Origin of the sequence: Rhizobium sp. ZW T2_16 (assembly GCF_044987325.1) — a bacterium.
Lineage (GTDB): Bacteria > Pseudomonadota > Alphaproteobacteria > Rhizobiales > Rhizobiaceae > Neorhizobium > Neorhizobium cellulosilyticum.
This window is the reverse complement of sequence record NZ_JBJDRG010000012.1, coordinates 103,570-122,664: the sequence shown is the minus strand read 5'-3', so window position 1 is coordinate 122,664 and position 19,095 is coordinate 103,570. Positions and strand designations below refer to the sequence as shown.

Annotated in this window: 17 protein-coding genes and 1 pseudogene; 6 read left to right on the top strand and 12 right to left on the bottom strand. The window is 58.1% G+C overall.

What is annotated here, in order from left to right:
* The 4 genes and pseudogenes from ACI3K0_RS22750 to ACI3K0_RS22735 form a co-directional block, all read right to left on the bottom strand.
* Positions 1 to 191: pseudogene (locus tag ACI3K0_RS22750) on the bottom strand (ABC transporter permease); the annotation flags it as partial.
* A 105-nt stretch (positions 192 to 296) separates the two neighbouring features.
* On the bottom strand, positions 297 to 611 hold the full coding sequence (locus tag ACI3K0_RS22745; protein WP_183826480.1) for a cupin domain-containing protein: 315 nt from the start codon (positions 609 to 611) through the stop codon (positions 297 to 299).
* Between the two features lie 64 nt (positions 612 to 675).
* Positions 676 to 1,422: a FadR/GntR family transcriptional regulator gene (locus tag ACI3K0_RS22740; protein WP_148147062.1), complete on the bottom strand. Its 747-nt coding sequence runs from the start codon at positions 1,420 to 1,422 to the stop codon at positions 676 to 678.
* A gap of 499 nt (positions 1,423 to 1,921) precedes the next feature.
* On the bottom strand, positions 1,922 to 2,629 hold the full coding sequence (locus ACI3K0_RS22735) for a GntR family transcriptional regulator (protein WP_206826605.1): 708 nt from the start codon (positions 2,627 to 2,629) through the stop codon (positions 1,922 to 1,924).
* Positions 2,630 to 2,785: 156 nt separating this feature from the next.
* On the opposite strand from ACI3K0_RS22735, the gene ACI3K0_RS22730 reads away from it, so the two are divergent.
* The 3 genes from ACI3K0_RS22730 to ACI3K0_RS22720 all read left to right on the top strand — a co-directional run bounded on the left by ACI3K0_RS22730 (position 2,786) and on the right by ACI3K0_RS22720 (position 5,482).
* Positions 2,786 to 3,073: a hypothetical protein gene (locus ACI3K0_RS22730; RefSeq protein WP_404946298.1), complete on the top strand. Its 288-nt coding sequence runs from the start codon at positions 2,786 to 2,788 to the stop codon at positions 3,071 to 3,073.
* Positions 3,074 to 3,167: 94 nt separating this feature from the next.
* Entirely contained in the window at positions 3,168 to 3,893 is a 726-nt protein-coding gene (locus ACI3K0_RS22725; protein ID WP_148146797.1) for a ribonuclease activity regulator RraA, read from the top strand.
* A gap of 74 nt (positions 3,894 to 3,967) precedes the next feature.
* Positions 3,968 to 5,482: an aldehyde dehydrogenase (NADP(+)) gene (locus tag ACI3K0_RS22720; RefSeq protein WP_404946301.1), complete on the top strand. Its 1,515-nt coding sequence runs from the start codon at positions 3,968 to 3,970 to the stop codon at positions 5,480 to 5,482.
* 148 nt (positions 5,483 to 5,630) lie between these two features.
* On the opposite strand, the gene ACI3K0_RS22715 is transcribed toward ACI3K0_RS22720, so the two are convergent.
* The 8 genes from ACI3K0_RS22715 to argH form a co-directional block, all read right to left on the bottom strand.
* Complete coding sequence (locus ACI3K0_RS22715; RefSeq protein WP_404946297.1) at positions 5,631 to 7,109, bottom strand: FAD-binding oxidoreductase; 1,479 nt, start codon at positions 7,107 to 7,109, stop codon at positions 5,631 to 5,633.
* 71 nt (positions 7,110 to 7,180) lie between these two features.
* A complete protein-coding gene (gene speB, locus ACI3K0_RS22710) occupies positions 7,181 to 8,239 on the bottom strand; it encodes an agmatinase (protein WP_148146794.1) in 1,059 nt (352 codons plus the stop codon).
* A gap of 27 nt (positions 8,240 to 8,266) precedes the next feature.
* Positions 8,267 to 9,142: a polysaccharide deacetylase gene (locus ACI3K0_RS22705; protein ID WP_183685552.1), complete on the bottom strand. Its 876-nt coding sequence runs from the start codon at positions 9,140 to 9,142 to the stop codon at positions 8,267 to 8,269.
* An 11-nt stretch (positions 9,143 to 9,153) separates the two neighbouring features.
* Positions 9,154 to 10,545 (bottom strand): MmgE/PrpD family protein, encoded by a 1,392-nt coding sequence (locus ACI3K0_RS22700; protein ID WP_404946296.1) that lies wholly within the window; start codon positions 10,543 to 10,545, stop codon positions 9,154 to 9,156.
* Between the two features lie 101 nt (positions 10,546 to 10,646).
* A complete protein-coding gene (locus ACI3K0_RS22695) occupies positions 10,647 to 11,474 on the bottom strand; it encodes an ABC transporter substrate-binding protein (RefSeq protein WP_183826503.1) in 828 nt (275 codons plus the stop codon).
* 84 nt (positions 11,475 to 11,558) lie between these two features.
* On the bottom strand, positions 11,559 to 12,329 hold the full coding sequence (locus ACI3K0_RS22690; protein ID WP_210349062.1) for an amino acid ABC transporter ATP-binding protein: 771 nt from the start codon (positions 12,327 to 12,329) through the stop codon (positions 11,559 to 11,561).
* A gap of 8 nt (positions 12,330 to 12,337) precedes the next feature.
* Positions 12,338 to 13,210, bottom strand: coding sequence for an amino acid ABC transporter permease (locus ACI3K0_RS22685; RefSeq protein ID WP_206826603.1), 873 nt, complete (start codon positions 13,208 to 13,210; stop codon positions 12,338 to 12,340).
* On the bottom strand, positions 13,207 to 14,667 hold the full coding sequence (gene argH, locus ACI3K0_RS22680) for an argininosuccinate lyase (RefSeq protein ID WP_148146782.1): 1,461 nt from the start codon (positions 14,665 to 14,667) through the stop codon (positions 13,207 to 13,209). Before argH ends, ACI3K0_RS22685 begins: the two co-directional genes overlap by 4 nt.
* Before the next feature lie 231 nt (positions 14,668 to 14,898).
* Between argH and ACI3K0_RS22675 the strand changes: the two genes are divergently transcribed.
* The 3 genes from ACI3K0_RS22675 (at position 14,899) to ACI3K0_RS22665 (ending at position 19,086) form a co-directional block, all read left to right on the top strand.
* Complete coding sequence (locus tag ACI3K0_RS22675) at positions 14,899 to 15,816, top strand: LysR family transcriptional regulator (protein WP_183685551.1); 918 nt, start codon at positions 14,899 to 14,901, stop codon at positions 15,814 to 15,816.
* 236 nt (positions 15,817 to 16,052) lie between these two features.
* Positions 16,053 to 17,630, top strand: coding sequence for an ABC transporter substrate-binding protein (locus ACI3K0_RS22670; RefSeq protein ID WP_404946295.1), 1,578 nt, complete (start codon positions 16,053 to 16,055; stop codon positions 17,628 to 17,630).
* Positions 17,631 to 17,748: 118 nt separating this feature from the next.
* A complete protein-coding gene (locus tag ACI3K0_RS22665; protein ID WP_206826601.1) occupies positions 17,749 to 19,086 on the top strand; it encodes a hydantoinase/carbamoylase family amidase in 1,338 nt (445 codons plus the stop codon).
* Positions 19,087 to 19,095: the final 9 nt, after the last annotated feature.

Genomic DNA, 19,095 nt, shown 5'->3' with positions numbered 1-19,095 from the left:
TCGAGACCGAGCGAGCGGAAAACTTGCTCATAGGTCTCGCGGGTCGCGTCCTCGCCGACCATGGCGCGCACGGGATCCGCAGGCATCATCCGGCCAATGATGAAGGTAAGTACGAGCAGCCCGAGCAAAGTCACCAGAATGGTACCGATTTGCCCTAAAGCGCCCTGCATTGAGGGGCGTCTTGTCGACATGTATCCTCCGTATGTCGGCCGCCGGTCATCGGCAGAGACAGGCTCCCATCCTGTCAGACAACTTAATGAAAGTTGTCACATGCTGTTCGTACTGTCAAGCACTGATCAGAGGAAGTCTTCGCGCCGAGGCGTAAAGCAGTCAATCAACTCGCCTTCTTCAAGGCACTCGCAGCCATGCGTGACATTGCCGGGAATGACGAGACTGTCACCCGCAGCCAGCTCATAAGCTTCGTTTCCACGGATAAACCGAAAGCGACCACGAGCGACATAGGTCGACTGCACGTGTGGATGGCTGTGCAACTTGCCCTCGGCCCCAGCCTCGAAGCGAAACGACACAACCATCAGCTCAGGCGCTTCGGAAAGGACCTGCCGCTGGACACCCTTATCGGGCGATATGATGGGAAAAACAGGTAGAGACATGAAACCTCACTGACAACAATCACAATGTCACCATATAAGGTTTAACTTCTGTATGACAACACGTCTATGCCGAAGTGACTACGTCGTCCATGGGCAAGGTTCTCGCACGCAGCAGAGCCTTGTAACGCTCCAGGCTTCCACGCAGGTGGGCGCGCATGTGCTCGCGCGCGGCATCGGCATCACCTTCAATGATGGCATCGACAATTCGCGCATGCTCTTCCTGCAGATGAAGATTATAATCCTTTGGACGGGATCCCGGCGCAGCCCCCTGAAGCTCTCCGCGAGGAATGATCCCTGAACGGATCAACTGAAGAAACTCGGGAAACCGCCGGTTTTGCGTTGCCTGGGCAATAGCCAGATGCAGGCCGAAATCCGCATCGCGGGTTGGTGTTCCGTTTGCAAGGCAGATCCTGACCTGATTATGCGCCTCGAGTATGGCTTCGATCTGAGCGGCCGAACGCCGCGCCGCCGCCAGTGCAGCGGCCTCAACTTCAAAAACCGTTCGCAATTCGAGCAGCTCGATGACCGACGAGATACGCTCGGTTTTCAGATCTTTGAACGGGCGTTCCTCTTCGCGCCTGGCCTCGAGCGCAAAAACCCCCGCCCCTTTACGCGCCTGAACGAGACCGTCTGCACGTAGAATGGCGATCGCTTCGCGCACGACTGTTCGGCTGACGGAATATTGCTTGGCAAGTGCGTTTTCACTGGGCAGCCGGTCACCAGCTTGAAATACACCGCTCGTCAGTTGCTTGCGGAGATCCGAACTGATCCTTGATGCGTGGGATGTATCCAGTCCAGCTGTCGCGGTAATGTCTTCCAATATCGCCTCGCTATTACCAACCTGTCAGGCACGTTCGATTAGCTATCGCAGGAGTTCGTTCTAGCTGCAAGCAAGATGTTTTCTCCGAACGACTTCGGAACAGACAACATTGGACTTCAACGACCGAGAAGGTTCCGAGATATCCCCGCATCGACAGAACTGTCGCTGGCGTCGTCAAAAGCTGAAAGACAAGCTGCTCCGACAGACATCGAGGCAGTCGAACCGATCCAGATGGCGATCGTCAGAAGGATCTGGCCATGCGTAGCGCCGAAATCCAGAACCTATTGGCATCGCGTGCATCGGTCTTACGTGCTGTAACGGACAGGCGTGAAGCAATTTTCCGTTGATCGAGAACCGCCCCAGGAACCGGGATCAAGGTTCAATCGGGATGTGGCTTACACTTGTTTCGGGCTAGCTTTCCACCGCATCAGCCGACACCCCGAAGGTATTTTCTCTATAAAGCTAATTATGACCGGTCATTGAGAACGTCCTAGCTCCGAGACAGGACTTCCTCGATATATTCTGGAAATTCGGCGCTGATCACATCGATAATCGATAGTGTTCCCGAAAGATGCTTGCGCAAGGCCTCGGCTGCTGAATTCGGATCCCCAGACGCAATGGCATCGATAATTGCCTGATGGTCTGCGAGAACTGTTTCCATCTTACCCGGCATTGGCAAATGAAGCCGTCGAAGCCTGTCAAGATGCACGCTCTGCCTGCGGACATTCGCCCAAAGCTGCGCAATACCGGCCTTCTCATAGAGCCGTCGATGGAACTCACGATCGATTGCATCGAACTTGTCATAAGTCACGGGGCTTGCCACAGCTCTCTGCCGTGACAAAATCTCGCGCAATTCATCGGCCGTTTCCATGGGAGCGCTGCCGGTCAGTCGCCGCACGGCCTCAAGCTCAATGGACAGCCGTAGAAATTGCGCCTGCCTCGCGTGATCGACATCAATCTTGGCGACAACCGTTGCATATTGCGGATAAACTTCGACAAGTCCCTCCTCCTGCAGACGCATCAGCGAATCGCGAACAGGCGTCTGACTCACGCCGAATTCCAGCTGGAGTGAGGCCCGAGAAAGTACCGTGCCCGGCACAAGCTCAACTTTCAGGATCCGTTCGCGCAAGATCTCATGCACCTGCAGTGCCACCGGCCTAGAACGGTCCAATTGACCACGCCTGATAACGTCACCCATTTATCGTTTCCATTAACCCCAATAACGCCAGCACATCTAGAACATAAATCTCGCTTTGATGCACTGATGTTTTAGTGCTTCAATGTATTTATTCGCTTTGGGAGTAACGCGAAGCCAGGGCAAGCGCCCATCATTTTCGGGAGGATAGTTCTGCGATTGTTCATCAGCGGCGTAACTGCAATTGCTAGGGTGATGGGACCGGCTTGTCCGAGCATGGCGCGGGAAAAGACGAGTATCGATCACCCGTCAACCGGCATTCTGGATCTCGCAAGCCATGGGATGGAGACACAGAAACTCATCGAGAAACAAACCGCCGAGGAACGGCTCGAAGGCGTTACCGTCGAGGGGCGCACGGCGCTGCTGACCGTAATGGCGATCGCATTTCGAGGTCTTTTCGCGCAGTGGCAACCGGCTCGGCGGCACGACGGAATGCTCTTGCCATAGACTCATTGCCATTGGAGCACTAATGCATCAGTATATCTTTGGCAGAGAGAAATGAGTTGCGCACCTGGCGAACCTGATATCTTTTGAGGACATCATGACAGACTATATCCTTTCCGAGGCGACACGCGCCAAATTCAAGAAAATCTCCACGGCATCGATTGCGACCGCGCTCTACAAGCGCGGGCTGCGAAACCAGTTCATTCAGGGTGTCATTCCGGTTTCTCCAAAAGCCGAAAACATGGTTGGCCAGGCTTTCACGTTGCGATACATCCCTGCACGCGAGGACCGCAATCCAATCACCGTCTTTCGTGATCCCCAGCATCCCCAACGCGTCGCAATGGAAACCTGCCCTCCAGGCTGGGTCCTGGTCATGGACGCGCGCAAGGACGCACGAGCTGCAACTGCTGGATCTATTCTTATCACCCGCCTGGCGCTTCGCGGCGCTGCCGGGGTCGTTTCAGACGGTGGTTTTCGCGATGCCAACGGCATAGGCGAACTGGACATGCCGGCCTATTATGCCAAGCCCTCTGCACCAACCAACCTGACGCTGCATGAAGCCTTGGACATCAATGTGCCGATTTCGTGCGGCGACGCCCCTGTTTTTCCAGGGGACGTGCTGGTCGGAGATCGCGATGGCGTTATGGTCATTCCGGCGCATCTGGCAGATGAGCTCGCTGACGAATGCACCGGAATGGAAAGCTACGAGGATTTTGTTCTTGAACAGGTCAAAGCCGGTGATGCGATCATCGGCCTATACCCTCAAACAAAGGACGAATACCGAGAAAAATATGAGGCTTGGCGCAAGAAACACGGACGCTGAGCGACCACAGCGTACAGACTTAAAACCTGCGCGCTCAATCTTTAGCATCATGATTTCAATGAACTGGAGTGAAAATCGTGTTTAAACCACATGGCCAGCATCTGGTCGCCGGAGAATGGGTAGCAACAGCCGAAACCTTCTCCAACGATCCGGCACATGGCGAGATATCTAATTTTTCGGTCGGAACAGTAGATCTGGTCAACCGCGCTTGCGCGGCCGCAGAAGAGGCATTCTGGTCCTACGGCTATACCAGCAGGGCGCAACGCGCGGCCTTTCTCAACGCGATCGCGGACGAGATCGAGGCGCGCGCCGAAGCGATAACCGAAATCGGTAGTGCCGAAACCGGTTTGCCTGCCGCCCGCCTGCAGGGTGAGCGAGGTCGAACGACTGGACAATTGAGGCTTTTCGCCGACCATATCCTCAAGGGCGATTATCTCGATCGCCGACATGACGAGGCTCAGCCGGATCGCAAACCTGCACCTCGACCGGAAATACGGCTGATGCAACGTCCAGTTGGGCCGGTCGCCGTATTTGGCGCATCAAACTTTCCTTTGGCGTTTTCCACAGCCGGCGGCGATACGGCTGCAGCGCTTGCCGCGGGTTGCCCCGTTGTGGTCAAAGCCCATTCGGCGCATCCAGGCACCAGCGAGATCGTCGCAGAGGCCATTTTTGCCGCCATCAAAAGCTGCGGCATTCATCCGGGAACCTTCTCGCTTATCCAGGGCGGCAAGCGGGACGTCGGCCACGCTCTGGTCAAAAACCCGTTCATCAAGGCTGTCGGCTTCACCGGCTCACTCGCGGGCGGTAGAGCATTGTTCGATCTTTGCGCACAGCGCCCCGAACCGATCCCGTTCTTTGGTGAACTCGGATCGGTCAACCCGATGTTCGTACTTCCAGGCGCGCTGAAGGAGAAGGCAACAGAACTTGCGGCTGGTTGGGCGGGATCGCTTGTCATGGGAGCCGGGCAATTCTGCACCAATCCGGGCATCGCGATCGTTCCTCGCGGCAGCGAAGGCGATGCTTTCGTCGCGGCAACGGCCGAAGCTCTTGCCAAGACCGCCCCGCAAACCATGCTGACGTCAGGGATAGCGCAGGCATATCACGACGGAAAGGCGCGCTTTGATGGCCGCAATTCCGTTCGCTCAGTGCTTGCAACCGAAAGCACCGGACGTGAATGCCGCCCAAATCTCTACGAGGTGCAGGCCGAGGCATTCATCGAAGATCATGCTCTATCCGAGGAAGTCTTCGGCCCGCTTGGCCTGGTCGTGCGCGTCGCTTCGGCTGATGAAATGCCTGCATTGGCAAAGAATTTCGAGGGCCAGCTTACGGCCACAATGCAGATGGCGGATGAAGACACCGCTCTTGCTCGGAATTTGCTTCCTATCCTTGAGCGCAAGGCGGGACGGGTTCTGATCAACGGTTTTCCAACGGGCGTCGAGGTCGTGGACTCCATGGTTCACGGCGGTCCTTATCCCGCTAGCACCAATTTCGGCGCAACCTCGGTCGGAACCATGTCTATCCGACGGTTTCTGCGGCCCGTGAGCTATCAGAACATTCCGGCCGGCGTCCTGCCGGACGATCTGGCTTGATAAAATCGAGGCCCCGATCGCATTGATACGCATCGGGGCCGCGGTTTTGCCGGCATTCTAAAGAATGCTGTGACCCAATCTATCCGAACAAAAATCAAAGCGCTTGTTTTTGCGCGCTCATGATCCGTGCGGAAATGTTGTTTGTCACCTAGGTCTTGCACGCGCTAAACGCGCCATTTTCGATTGTCAGAACCTTGCCCAAATTGAGCGTCGACTTCGGGTCCAAGGCTGCTTTCATCGTCAGCATGAGATCATGTTCCACTTGGCTGCGATATTGGGCGACCGCACCGTTTTTCACAAAACCCAACCCATGCTCGGCAGACATGGAGCCGTTCATCGACAGCGCCATGGTGTGAATGATGGATTGGATTTCATTGCTACGGCTAAGAAATTGCTCAGAGTCAGAACCCAGCGGTTGCAGCAGGCCAAAATGGATATTTCCATCTCCAAGATGGCCGAAGGCAATAACGCGTCCCATTGGAACAAGTGCGAGCACGGCACGCGAACAGGCATCCATGAATGCCGGAACGGCGGAAAGAGGCAAGGAGATATCTGTGGTGATCACAGCCCCTTCCATGAAGTCCGCCTCCGCTAATCCTTCGCGCAGTGCCCAGAAATCCCTGTTTTGCTGGATGGACTGGGCAATCGCCGCATCGACGACCAACTCTGATTCAAACGCTTGAGACAGAATGGTTTCGAACAGCTCGCGAACTCTCTCCTCTCCGTCATTCGATCTGAACTCAATCAGCAATTGCCAGTCCTGTAGCTCCCCGAGTGGAAAGCGGGTTGATGGAAAATGCTTGAACACAAGTTCGAGCCCGGCGCGTGGCATCAGTTCGAAAGTGGTGAGGCTTTCACCTCCGTGCTTCTTGCACAGGATTAGAAGATCAAGCGCAGACTGCAGAGACGAAACGGTGCAGACTGCTGCGACAGCCGTGCTGGGCATGGGGAAAAGTTTAAGAACGGCTCCTGTGACGATGCCGAGCGTTCCTTCGCTGCCGATGAAGAGATGCTTGAGATCATAGCCCGTGTTATCCTTGCGAAGCGCCCGCATTCCATCAAGAATGCGACCGTCCGCGAGTACGACTTCGAGACCGAGAACGAGGTCGCGCATGTTGCCGTAACGCAACACATTCGTTCCGCCCGCATTGCTGGCAATATTGCCGCCGATCTGGCAGCTGCCTTCCGATCCGAGCTTTAAGGGGAATAGTCGATCTGCCTGCTCGGCTGCCTGCTGTACGGAGGCAAGCGTGCAGCCGGCATCGACTGAAATCGTGTCGTTGAACATATCGATGCCACGGATACGATTGAGCCTGGACAGGTTGACGATGATCTCGTCACCCTGACCTGTCGGAATGGAACCGCAGGCCAGCGAGGTATTCCCGCCTTGCGGCACGATCTTCAGCCCGTTGTCGTTGCAGATCCTTGCTATCTCCGAGACTTCGAAGGTGGTTGACGGTTTCAGGACAAGGAGAGGATCGGCAAAAAAGCGTCCGACCCAGTCGGTCGCATGGCTTCGGCGCTCGGCTTCGTCGGCCTTCCAGCCTTGCGCGCCAACGACCTGCTTGAGGCTTTCGATGACCGAAGCTGTAGGGCTGGTTGAGGGCGTGGATATGGGATCGGCCATTATCTTCTGTGTTGTTTAGAGCATGTCTCCCGAAGCAGGAATCCGCTTCGGGAGACATGCTTCAACGATGATCAGGACCGCGGCGAAACAGCCGGGCTAAATCGGATCAGGCTCAGAATTTCAAAAAGCATCTGTGCACCATTATGGGCCGTATTCGTGGTTGCATCGTATTGCGGTGCGACTTCCACGACGTCGCCGCCGACAAAGTTCAGGCCCTTCAGTCCATGCAGGATATCGAGCGCCTGACGGTTGGTCAGGCCGCCGATTTCCGGTGTGCCAGTGCCGGGAGCGAAGGCCGGATCGAGGCTGTCGATATCGAACGAGAGATAGGTCGGTCCGTCGCCAACGACTTCGCGTGCCTTTGCAATGACCGCCTCGATGCCCATCCTGCCGATTTCCTCGGCATGGATGACCGTCATGCCGCTCTCATAGGAAAATTCCCAGAGATATTCGGCGGCGCCGCGAATGCCGATCTGGATCACGCGGGTCGGATCAAGCACGCCGTCGAGAACAGCATTGCGGAAAGGTCCGCCGTGATGGAACTTCGTCAGGTCATAGGCACCGCCGGTATCGCAATGGGCATCGATATGGATCATGCCGACCGGTTTGTCACGACCAACAGCCTTGAGGATCGGGTGTGTGATGGAATGGTCGCCGCCGACGGCCAGCGGGATGACATTGGCATCGATGACCTTGTTGAAATGCGCCTCGATATCCTCGTGGCTCATTTCCAGCCGGTAACGGCTGCGGAACGGCACGTCACCGATATCGGCCACGTTGATCTCGAAAAGTGGTGCGGTTTTCAGCACGTGGTTATAAGGTCCGACACGCTCGATCGATCGCAAGGCGCGCGGCCCGAAACGAGAGCCAGGTCGATTGGTGACGCCAAGATCCATCGGAACGCCGATCAGCGCTACATCGAGATCGGAGAGATCCGGCTTTGCCGGATCGATCTGCCGGTAAGTCGCGTCGAGCAAGGTCGGGATGCCGCTGAACGGCGCTGCCCGTGTTCCGGAAGCCGAGAAAATGCGGTCGGCGACCGCGCGAAATTCCGGGTCGTGGATGCTTCCGCCATGGCCTTCGCCATATCGTTCGCGCAGACGCTTGAGCGCTTCTTCATCGAGAGCCATGGTCAAATCCTTCGCTATGCTAACTGTTTATCGGGCCGAAGCCGCCTCGAGCGTCTCGTAATGATCGGTGATCTCAGCTCCAGTGGCAATCCAGACGTCGCCCTTGTCGATGACGTGCTTGAGGAAATCGCGCAGGATATGCCAACGCATCGGCCGGCCCGAGACCTGCGGATGAAGCACGAGCGTGGTAACGCCACCCCAGGCATGGGTCGCCTCGAATTCGTCTTTCCACAGCTGGAGCACGGGATCGCGGCCGAAGAGCGGACGCGAGCTGGTGCGGCTCGACATACCGAAATTCCAGTCGTCGAACGCGAAATTGACGGGGATTTCAACAGGCCCGACCGCACCATCTGTGCCGGCGTGGCGATAGGGGAGAATGTCGTCGCGGAAAGAGCTGGAATAGCGAATTCCGGCCTTCTTCAGATAAGCGAGCAGTTCGGGAAAGTTTTCGCCGGATGGCGCGCGGTAGCCGACCGGGCGGATGCCGAGAGCCGATTTTAGCGCGTCAAAACCGCGGTCGATCTCTTCAAAGGCCTCATCGAGCTTGGTCCGGTCCGGAAGCTTGTGAAGGTAACCGTGATGGCCGATTTCGTGGCCGCCAGCGACCATCGCCTCGCATTGCGCTGGGTGGGCGAGTGCCGTCCAGCCGGGCGTGAAGAACGTGCCCTTCAGGTCCAGTTCCGCCATCAGTTCGAGTATCTTGGCGATGCCCACGCGCGCGTCGTAACCGCCATGCGATGTCGTGACCATCCGGTCGACATTGGAGGGATTGTTGCCGATCCAAGCGGTCTCGGCATCAACGTCGAAGCCGATGAACAAGGCGCTCTTTGCACCATTCGGCCAGATCATCTTCGGTGTCGCTGGAGCGGGGTTCAGCGGGCGTGGGGAAAGATCGAATGTCATCTCTTGAGCTTTCAACGGAAGGTGGGGATGCTGTCGGCATTGCCTGCCATCAGCGCTTCGATTTCAGAGCAGTCTTCGATTTGTTCGAGCGAGCCCAAGGTTTTCCACAAGACTTCGACTTGATCGGATGGCAGGCTCATCGCCACAAGTTCGCGGAACTTGGCTTCGACGACAGCTGCCTGCATTGGCCGCTCGGCGGAACCGGTCGCGCGGGGAACCATGCGATCGACCACCATGCCATCCTTGAACCGAAGCGTCACGACCGGCTCGGCCATCGGATCCATGGCCTCATCGACCGCAACATCAATCCGGTCCATCATCGCATGGACATCAGGATGGTGACGATGCTCTTCGGTATAAGCCTGCAGACCGGCCGTGCCGAATGTGCAGCGCGCCGCCAGCGCATAGGGAAGGCTCATCTGTGTCGGGGCCATCGCAGCGCCCACCTTGGCGCCGCACATGTCTTTGAGCATGGCGCTCATGCGAAGGTCGATATGCTGAATATCGGAGGCGTTTTGCCCGGTTTCCGACAGGAGGTCTTCAAGTGCATCAACGGCCGAATGCGCACCGCGGCAGGATGCATAAGGCTTCAGCACAGCTCGATTGACCTTCCAGACTTCGCCCAAGCCTTCGGCAAGCAATTCGGGCTGGCAGGCGGACTTGTTATAGGATTTGAAAAAACCACCCCATACATCATCGAAAACGCGGGATGGGCCGGCAAAGCCGTTTGAGGCCAGCAAGGCCGCGAGCAGGCCGCCTTCGGCAGCGCGGCCGGCGTGAAGCTTCTTCGCCTGCGAGCCGTCATGAATGAAGGCCCAAAGGCCGGAGGAAAAACTCGTGGCCAGAGTGATGGCATCCCGTGTCGCGGCTGCATCGAGACCGAGCAGGTTGGCGCATGCGGCCGCCGCCCCAATAGTGCCGCAGGTGCCGGTCGAGTGCCACCCGTGACTATTATGGGCATCATAACCGCCCGTCGCCTCCAGGACGCGTCGCCCGACATCATAGCCTGCGACCACAGCGGTGATCATCCGCTGGCCGTCCATTGGTCGACCTATCTCGTGCAACGCCGAGAACAGGGCCGGCAGCACCACGGCGCCGGAATGGTCGCAGCCGCCGGAATCGTCCAGCTCGAAAGCATGCGCGGCACAGCCGTTGAGAATTGCAGCGTCACGGGTCGAGGCAGCAAGACCGGTTCCCCACAACGGGACGGGACCGGCGGGTCGAAGTGACTTTACCGAAATGGCGAACTCGTTGGAGCGCGCGCCAGCCAGGGCGGCGCCCAGCGTATCGGCAACATGGATCTTGGCTTTGGCAACGACATTCGCCGGCAGGGCGTCATAGTCGAGAGAGGAAACGAAGCGGGCCAGCCTGTCGACCGGCGAGTCGGCGAGAGAACGGTTCATGGGATGCTCTGGAGATGCTCGACGAAGCGGCCATCTTCAAGGCAGATGCCGCAGAAGCGTCCGGACGCGAGATTTCGCGTCCGGACATCCTGATATGGGCGTTACTTGACGGCTTCGCCGTTGATGTAGATGCCGTCGAGCATCGTGCCTTCGAGACCGTGCTTGGCATAGATGGCCTTGTATTCGCCGGATGCCATCAGAGCCTTGAGGGCCGCTGCATAGGCATCGCGCAGGGCCGGATCCTTCTTGGAGAAGGCAATACCCTGGTAGACAGCCGTGAAGGGCTCGCCGACGATGGCATAGGTGTTCTTCTCCAGGTTGGTCAGGTATGGAAGGGTTTCAGACCCCTGGACTGCGCCGTCAAGGCGGCCCTGCTTCAGCTGGGCGCGCGCATCCGCCGAACCTTCAGTGCCGACGACCTTGATGGCTGCCAGTCCCTTTGCTTCGCAGTTGGCGGCGCTCCACTTCGCCGTTTCATCCGGGAAGGAGGTACGACGGCTCATGCCGATCGTCTTGCCGCAGAAGTCGGCAGGTGTCTTGAACTCTTCCTTGCGTGAAGCCGAGGTGTAGAATTGTGCACCGGACTTCATGTAATCGACGAAGTCGAGCGTCTCGCGACGCTTCGGCAAGTCACTCATGCCGCTATGGATAAGGTCTACGCGACCGGTTTCCAGCGAGGAGACCATCTGCTCGAAGCCGATATCGGCCCATTCGACGGTGGTGCCGAGCTGCTTTGCCAGCGCCAGGCCGAGATCGATGTCAACACCCATCAGCGTGTTGGTGGCCGGATCCTTGTATTCCATCGGCGGGTAGTTCGGCTGGTTGGCAACGACAACCTTGCCGGCTGTCTTGACGCGGTCCGGCAGCCCCTCGGCATGTGCGGCCGTCGATGCCAGAACTGCCGCGAGGGCAATGAATGCAGTCTTCATGTAAGTTCCCCTTATTGAACCTGGATTGGATTGATGTTTGTTTTCTGATTTGCAGGCAGGAAAATTCCTGCCTGCCCGATTGTCTCAGCTATGCACAGCCCTGATGAATTCCGCAGTGCGCGGGCTTTTCGGTAAGGTCAGGACTTCCGATGCCGGGCCGATCTCAACCATCTTGCCCGCCTCCATGAAGGCCACGGTGTTGGCGACATTTCGGGCGAAGCCGAGTTCGTGGGTCACCACGATCATCGTCATGCCACTCGCGGCGAGATCCTTCATCACGTCCAGCACTTCTGAAACGAGTTCCGGGTCGAGTGCAGACGTCGGCTCGTCGAACAGGATCAGATCGGGGCGCATGCACATCGCACGGGCGATTGCCACGCGCTGCTGCTGGCCACCGGAAAGCTGCGACGGATAATGACCAATCTTGTCGCTCAACCCGACGCGAACGAGAATATCCTCGGCGCGCTTGCGAACTTCCGCCACAGGCTCCTTTAGAACCTGAACGGGGCCTTCCATCACGTTTTCCAGCGCAGTCATGTGCGGGAAAAGATTGAACCTCTGAAAGACCATGCCGACCCGCCGGCGCTGGCGCGCCATGTCCGCATCGTTGATCTCGTGAAGGTTGTTGCCTTCACGGCGATAACCCACCAGTTCGTCATTCACCCAGATCGCACCCGAGTTCATTTTCTCGAGCTGGTTGATGCAGCGGAGGAACGTGCTTTTTCCCGATCCCGACGGGCCTATGATGCAGCAGACTTCGCCCTTGGCGATCTCCAGATTGACCTTGTCGAGGGCGGTGAACGGGCCGTAGAGCTTGGTAACGTCGACGGCCTTTACAATAATATCCTTGGTCATCTCACACCTCACATCGACGCCGTGATGGACTTGCTGCCGCGGCCGAAATAGCGCTCGATATAGTACTGGCCGATCGACAGAAGAGTGACGACGACGAGGTACCAGAAGCACGCGACCAAAAGCAGTTCGAGCACGCGGGTATTGGCGAAGTAGATGATCTGGGCGTTGTGGAGGATCTCCGAATACTGGATGACGCTGGCAAGCGAAGTCAGCTTGACCATGCCGATCACCTCGTTTCCGATCGGCGGCACCATGACACGCATGGCCTGCGGCAGCACGATACGACGAAGCATCTTGAACTGCGTCATACCGATCGCGCGGGCGGCCTCATATTGGCCGCTGTCAACCGACAGAAGACCACTTCGCACGACTTCCGACGTGTAGGCACCCTGCGAGATGCCCAGACCGAGCATGGCGGCGACAAACGGCGTCATGATATCGACGGTGCGGAACTCGAATAAACCGGGGATGCCCATCGTCGGAAAGATCAGCGCCAGGTTGAACCAGATCATCAGCTGCAGCAGCGCAGGCGCTCCACGGAAGATCCAGACGTAACCGATCGCGATCGAGGAAAGCACCGGATTGCCGGATACACGCATGATCGCAATGACGACGCCGAGGACGATGCCCAGCGCCATTGCTGCAACGGTCATGATCAGCGTACTCTTCAATCCGTCCAAAATGGCCGGGGCGAAGAGGAAGTCGCGAACATAACTCCATTCGATCTGGCCGACGCTGAAGGCGCGCACGATCGCCGCGAGGATCAGCAGCACGATGGCTGCTGCGATCATCCGCCCGATATGGCGTTTCGGCACCAGTTTCAGATGGGCGATTTCGTATTTCTGGTCAGTCGTCGAAGATGTTACGTCTACTGTGCTCATCGCGCGCCTCGCGTCTGCTGCGGTACGGCTGCTGCGCCCGCCTGAAGCAGTTCGGCGGCAGCGAAAGCGGCCTTGGCCTCCAATGCGGCATTGAAGCGCGCAATCTGATCGCGCACGCTTGCCGGCGAGGTGGAACCATAACCGGTACGGCTTGCAAGCGCACCTTCGATCGTGATGGCGTTTAGAACGCCAGAGTTCAGGCGATCATCGATATTCGGCAGATCGGCTTCCGTCAGGCCGGCCAGATCGTGGCCGTGTTCCTCACAGTAACGGACGACAGCACCGGTGATTTCGTGAGCCTGGGCAAACGGTACGCCCTGCGAGACCAGCCAGTCGGCAACTTCGGTTGCCAGCGTGAAACCCTTAGGCGCTTCCTCACGCAGCTTGGCCACGTCGAATTCCAGCGTTTCAACCATGCCCGCAAAAGCCGGCAGGATGAGTTCGAGAACGTCGAGGCTCTCGAACAGGACGCGCTTGTCTTCGGCGAGGTCGCGGTTATAGGCAAGCGGCATGGCCTTCATCGTCGCCAGGAAGCCCGCGACGTTGCCGATCAGCGTGCCGCTCATGCCACGCGTCAACTCGGCGATATCCGGGTTCTTCTTCTGCGGCATGATCGACGAGCCGGTTGAATAGCTGTCATGCAACTTGACCCAGCTGAATTGTTTGGATGCCCAGATGCAGATTTCTTCCGCCAGACGCGACAGGCTGACGCCGACCAGCGAGCAGATGAACAGGAATTCTGCAACATGGTCACGCGCTGCGACGGCGTCGATCGAGTTTTCGCAGGCAGCGGAATAACCGAGCTCGATGGCAGCCAGATCCGGCCGGTTGACGATGCCTGAACCTGCAAGAGCGGCTGCACCGAGCGGAGAACGATCGAAGCGGCGATCGAAATCCTCGAAACGCTCGATATCGCGCAACAGGCTCTGCGCATGCGCCATAAGATGATGGCCGAGCACGATAGGCTGTGCCGGCTGCAGGTGAGTAAAGCCGGGCATTACGGTTTCGGTATGCTTTGCAGCCTGTGCGGCGAGCGACTTCTCGACATCGATGATGCCTCGCGAGATTTCGCGGGCCATGCGACGCAGATAGAGGCGGGTGTTGTTGGCGGTCTGGTCGTTGCGCGAACGTCCGGCACGCAACTTGCCGCCGAGGGCGCCGAGACGCTGCATCAGCAGGCGCTCGATGAAGGTGTGAATGTCCTCGTCCGACGGGATCGGCTCTTCGCGTTTTTCGGCAATGTCGAGCTCGATCTGATCGAGTGCGGCACGAATCGTGGTGAATTCAGTCTCGTCCAATACGCCAGCGCGCTTGAGTTCGGAAGCATGCGCGCGGGAACCGGCCAGATCTTCGCGATAGAGACGGAAATACGAGGGATGTGCGCGAGAGAGATTGGCAAGTGCTTCGGACGGGCCGGACTTGAAACGCCCACCCCAAAGCTGTGTCGGTTCAGACATCAGTGTTCCCTTATTTGTCAAAAATTTAGGCAACGGTCTCACTGGGCCTATAAAGAGGCAAGCGAAGATAATTGGTTGCCCTATGAAGAAAGCGACTAGCCAGTGGATGGTATAGTGCCTATTCTGAAAACAGCTATGGTAAGGTGATGCGGGTTCACATGAGATGCGCCCCATATCCCTTCTCTTTCCGCATTCCGTTTTGTCCGACATGTGCGTGCAACGGAGCGCCAAATGCTGCATGAGGTCGAAGTGGCAGGTCGTAAACAATTCCCTTCCATGACGGGACTGCAAGTGCTGCTGGCCGTGGCTGAAAGAGGGTCTACCAGCGCCGCAGCCGAGCCCATGTCGCTGTCACAGAGTGCAGTCAGCAAGCAGTTGATAAATCTTGAAGAAGCCATTGGCGGCCCCGCCTTCATTCGCACGCCGAACGGCATGATCTCGACGGAGCTGGGAAGCATTTATATCGAGCATGCACGCACTGCCATCAAGGCGATGGAAGACGCAGCCCTGAAAGTTTCACGTCTGAAACCCGGGCCTCGCGTGCTTCGCCTTCAGGTGCCGCCGATCTTCGGGGATCGCTGGCTCCTGCCGCGCTTCGCTCAGTTTACCGAGGCTCATCCGGAAATCGAGGTTCAGTTCACGACCTTCGTCTCCAAGACCCAGACCGAAGTTCCCGATGGTATGGTTCGTTTCGTTGTAAAGCCGTCTGATGAGGAGGAGGGAGACTATCTGTTTGGTCACGATATCCGTCTTGTCAGTGCGCCCTCTTATTGGGAAAAAATAGGCGAGCCGGCATCGGTCGAAGCTGCTTCGAAAGGTGTAATGCTTGAACATCCCCAGACACCATTTCACTGGCCATTTCTGGCGGCCTTTCACGGTAGTCCAACTCTCGAAGCACGCCATACGATGCGGTTTGGTTATTATACAATGGTGATACGTGCCGCTCTCGCTGGCCAGGGCATGGCGCTGATTCCGCAGGGGCTGATCGCTGAGGAACTTGTCTCCGGCCGTCTCGTGAACCCCGCAGGTATCGGCTACCGCAGCGATTACGGCTATTGGTTCGCGCGTCCGCGCAGTCTTCCCACAAGCCAGTCCATGCGGCTTTTCACGCAATGGATTAACAGGGAAGGCGCTCTCGCAAGAGATTAGGTACCCGGCACCAGCCGGAGGCGGACTACGTCCAGAATATCGATGAGATTCTGATCTACCGGGCTATTCAGAAGATGAATAGAACGCCTCGATATTTCATACCAGCGTCCATTGCTTTGTGCTGCCCCCCTGCGGCATTCTTTCCAAGTCATAACAACAAAGGCGCGACCTGATCACTCGTGCAGAGCCATGCTCTGCGCGCGAGTTGGCTTGCGTCGTTAAAGAGGCTGGAACACATGCTTAGACGCCGAACTTTCCTTCAGGCCGCTGCGGCCGCGACGATTATCGGGAGCCCCTCCATTAGTGCGGCGTCGCAATCGACCTTGCGCTTCATTCCCGTCATCGATCTTGCCTTTCTTGATCCCGTCGCCACGACCGCTCAGGTGAGCCGTACCCACGGATACATGGTTTTCGACACGCTCTATGGAATGAGCAAGAACCTCGAAGTGTCGCCGCAGATGGTTGAGGGTCACACGGTCGAGGACAACGGAAAGCTCTGGACGCTGACGCTGCGCGACGGGCTGTTCTGGCATGATGGCGAGAAGGTTCTGGCGCGCGATTGCGTTGCAAGTATCCGCCGCTGGGCAGCACGCGACACCTATGGCAGCTCGCTGATGCAGGTGACGGACGAGCTTTCGGCACCGGACGACAAGACCATCCGCTTCCGCCTGAAGCGTCCATTCCCCTATCTTCCTCTGGCGCTTGGAAAAGTGGCCTCGCCGGCCTGCTTCATGATGCCGGAAAGGCTTGCCAATACGGATCCCTTCAAGCAGATCCCGGAAATGATCGGCAGCGGCCCTTTCCGCTATGTCGCCAGCGAGCGTGTACCGGGCTCGCGTAATGTCTATGAACGGTTCGACAAGTACAAGCCGCGTGAAAGCGGCACACCGGACTGGACCGCCGGACCCAAGATCGTCAATTTCGATCGCGTCGAATGGACCACGATGCCGGACGCGGCGACCGGAACGACCGCTGTCCAGGCCGGCGAGCAGGACTGGCAGGAAGCGATGCCGCATGATTTCATGCCGCTTGTCGAGGCCGATTCCAACCTGCGAACCCAGATCCTCGACGACCTAGGCTTCACCTGCCAGATGCGCGTCAATCATCTGCAACCGCCTTTCAACAATCCGGCCATCCGCAAGGCCCTGCTCGGGGCCATCGATCAGGAAGCGTTCATGACGGCGGTCGCCGGCTCGGATCCACGCTTCCGTTATTCGCCGCTCGGTTATTTCACCCCGAATACCCCGATGGCCAGCAAGAGCGGCCTCGACGTGTTCACCGGTCCGCGCAACTATGAAAAGGTCAAGGCCGAGCTCAAGGCCGCAGGCTACAATGGAGAAAAGGTCGTACTGCTCGTTCCTGCCGATTCACTCGCTCAGAAGCCGCTTGGCGATATCGCAGCCGATGTGATGCGCAAGGCCGGCATGAACGTCGAATATGTGGCGATCGACTTCGGATCGGTCCTTAAGCGGCGCGTCAACAAGGGCACGGCAGAAGAAGGCGGCTGGAACGCATTCGTCGGCAACTGGCAGGGCATCGACTGGTTGAACCCGCTCGGCCACAGCACGCTTCGCGGCGATGGCGTCTTTCCCGGTTGGTACAAAAGCGACAAGATGGAAGCCCTTCGCACACAGTGGATCGAGACTGCGGACGCTGGCGAACAGGTCCGCATCGCAGACGATATCCAGAAGCTGTCTTTCGAGGAAGTGCCCTATTATCCGATCGGCCAGTACAAGCAGCCCGCTCTGCACCGCGCCGATATCGAGGGTATCATGAAGGGCACGTCCGTCTTCTGGAACGTCCGCCGCGTCTGACCCCAATTCGATCCCTGGGGCCGCCCGTCTCGTTTCGAACGGGCTGGCCCCACCAAGCCGGAGCCGGCTTCTCGCCTTCGGGCGGGCCGGCCATCACACCAGCAGAAGCCTCAATTCCATGCCCCCTAGCATTCAGCAGATTCTCTCCGCCGTCGAAGCACGCCGTGGCGATGTCGAACATCTTTTCGCGTCACTTGCGGCCGGTAGCCCGGGCAAGCCCGGCATCCTTCGCGACACATACGGTGCCGGCGAGAATTTCGCACATTCACTCATCGCCGACCACGCAAAGGCACTATCCCTGACCGTTACGCGGGACGCTGCCCTCAACACATTTGTCACCTGGCAAGGCAGTAACCCGCAGGCAGGCTCAATCATCATGGGCTCGCATCTCGACAGCGTCCCGCATGGCGGCAATTTTGATGGCGCTGCAGGGGTTGTCGCCGGACTGACGGTAATCGCCGCCCTGAAGGACTTGGGCATCAAGCCCGCTTGCGATGTCATCGCCATGGGCGTCAGGGCGGAAGAAAGCGTCTGGTTCGGCGTTTCCTATATCGGCAGCCGGTCGGCATTGGGTAGCTTGCCGGATGGCGGGCTAGAAGCCCGCCGGATCGATACAAACCGGACACTGGCCGAACATATCGCCGAATGCGGCGGCGATCCGCAAGCAATCGCCCGCCGGGAAAAATCCCTTGATGCCTCTTCCATACGGGCGTTTCTGGAGGTCCATATCGAGCAGGCCCCCAGCCTTGCCGAGATGCAGGTGCCGCTTGCGATCTGCAGCGGCATTCCGGGCAATTTCCGCTATCCGGAAGCAACTATCATCGGCCGCCAGGACCATGTCGGCACGCCCCGACGTTTTCGCCGAGATGCGGCGATGGCGGCAGCCGACCTTGCCATGGCAATGGATGCAAAATGGCGCGAGGAGGAGGCAGCCGGCGTGCCGCTGGCGATGACATTCGGGCGTTTCCACACGGACTCGGCCATCCATGGCATGACCAGCGTGCCGGGCGCTTTCGCGTTCAGCCTCGATGTCCGTGCCTACGATCCCTCTGTGCTTGCCCGTCTCGAGGCTTTTTTCCTTGAACAGGTCGCTCGTATCGAACGCGAACGTGGCGTGCATTTCGAACTCGGCAAGCGCGCCAGTGCGGCTGTCGGTGTCATGTCGCAGAAGATCATCTCGGAAATGCAGACCACGGCCACGGCCGCCGGCCTCGACCTGACCCAGATCGGCAGCCCGGCCTCGCATGACGCGGCAGCCTTTGCGGAAGCCGGTGTCGCCTCGACCATGCTTTTCGTTCGCAATGAAAACGGCAGTCACAATCCGGACGAAGCCATGGAGATCGACGATTTCATGAAGGCATGCGCCCTGCTTGCCTTGTGGGTCGCCGACCATGTCGATTCCCCTCTGAAAAAAACAGCTACGCGAGTGAATACCCTCGCCGAAAACAGCGCATAAGGGGAAAGT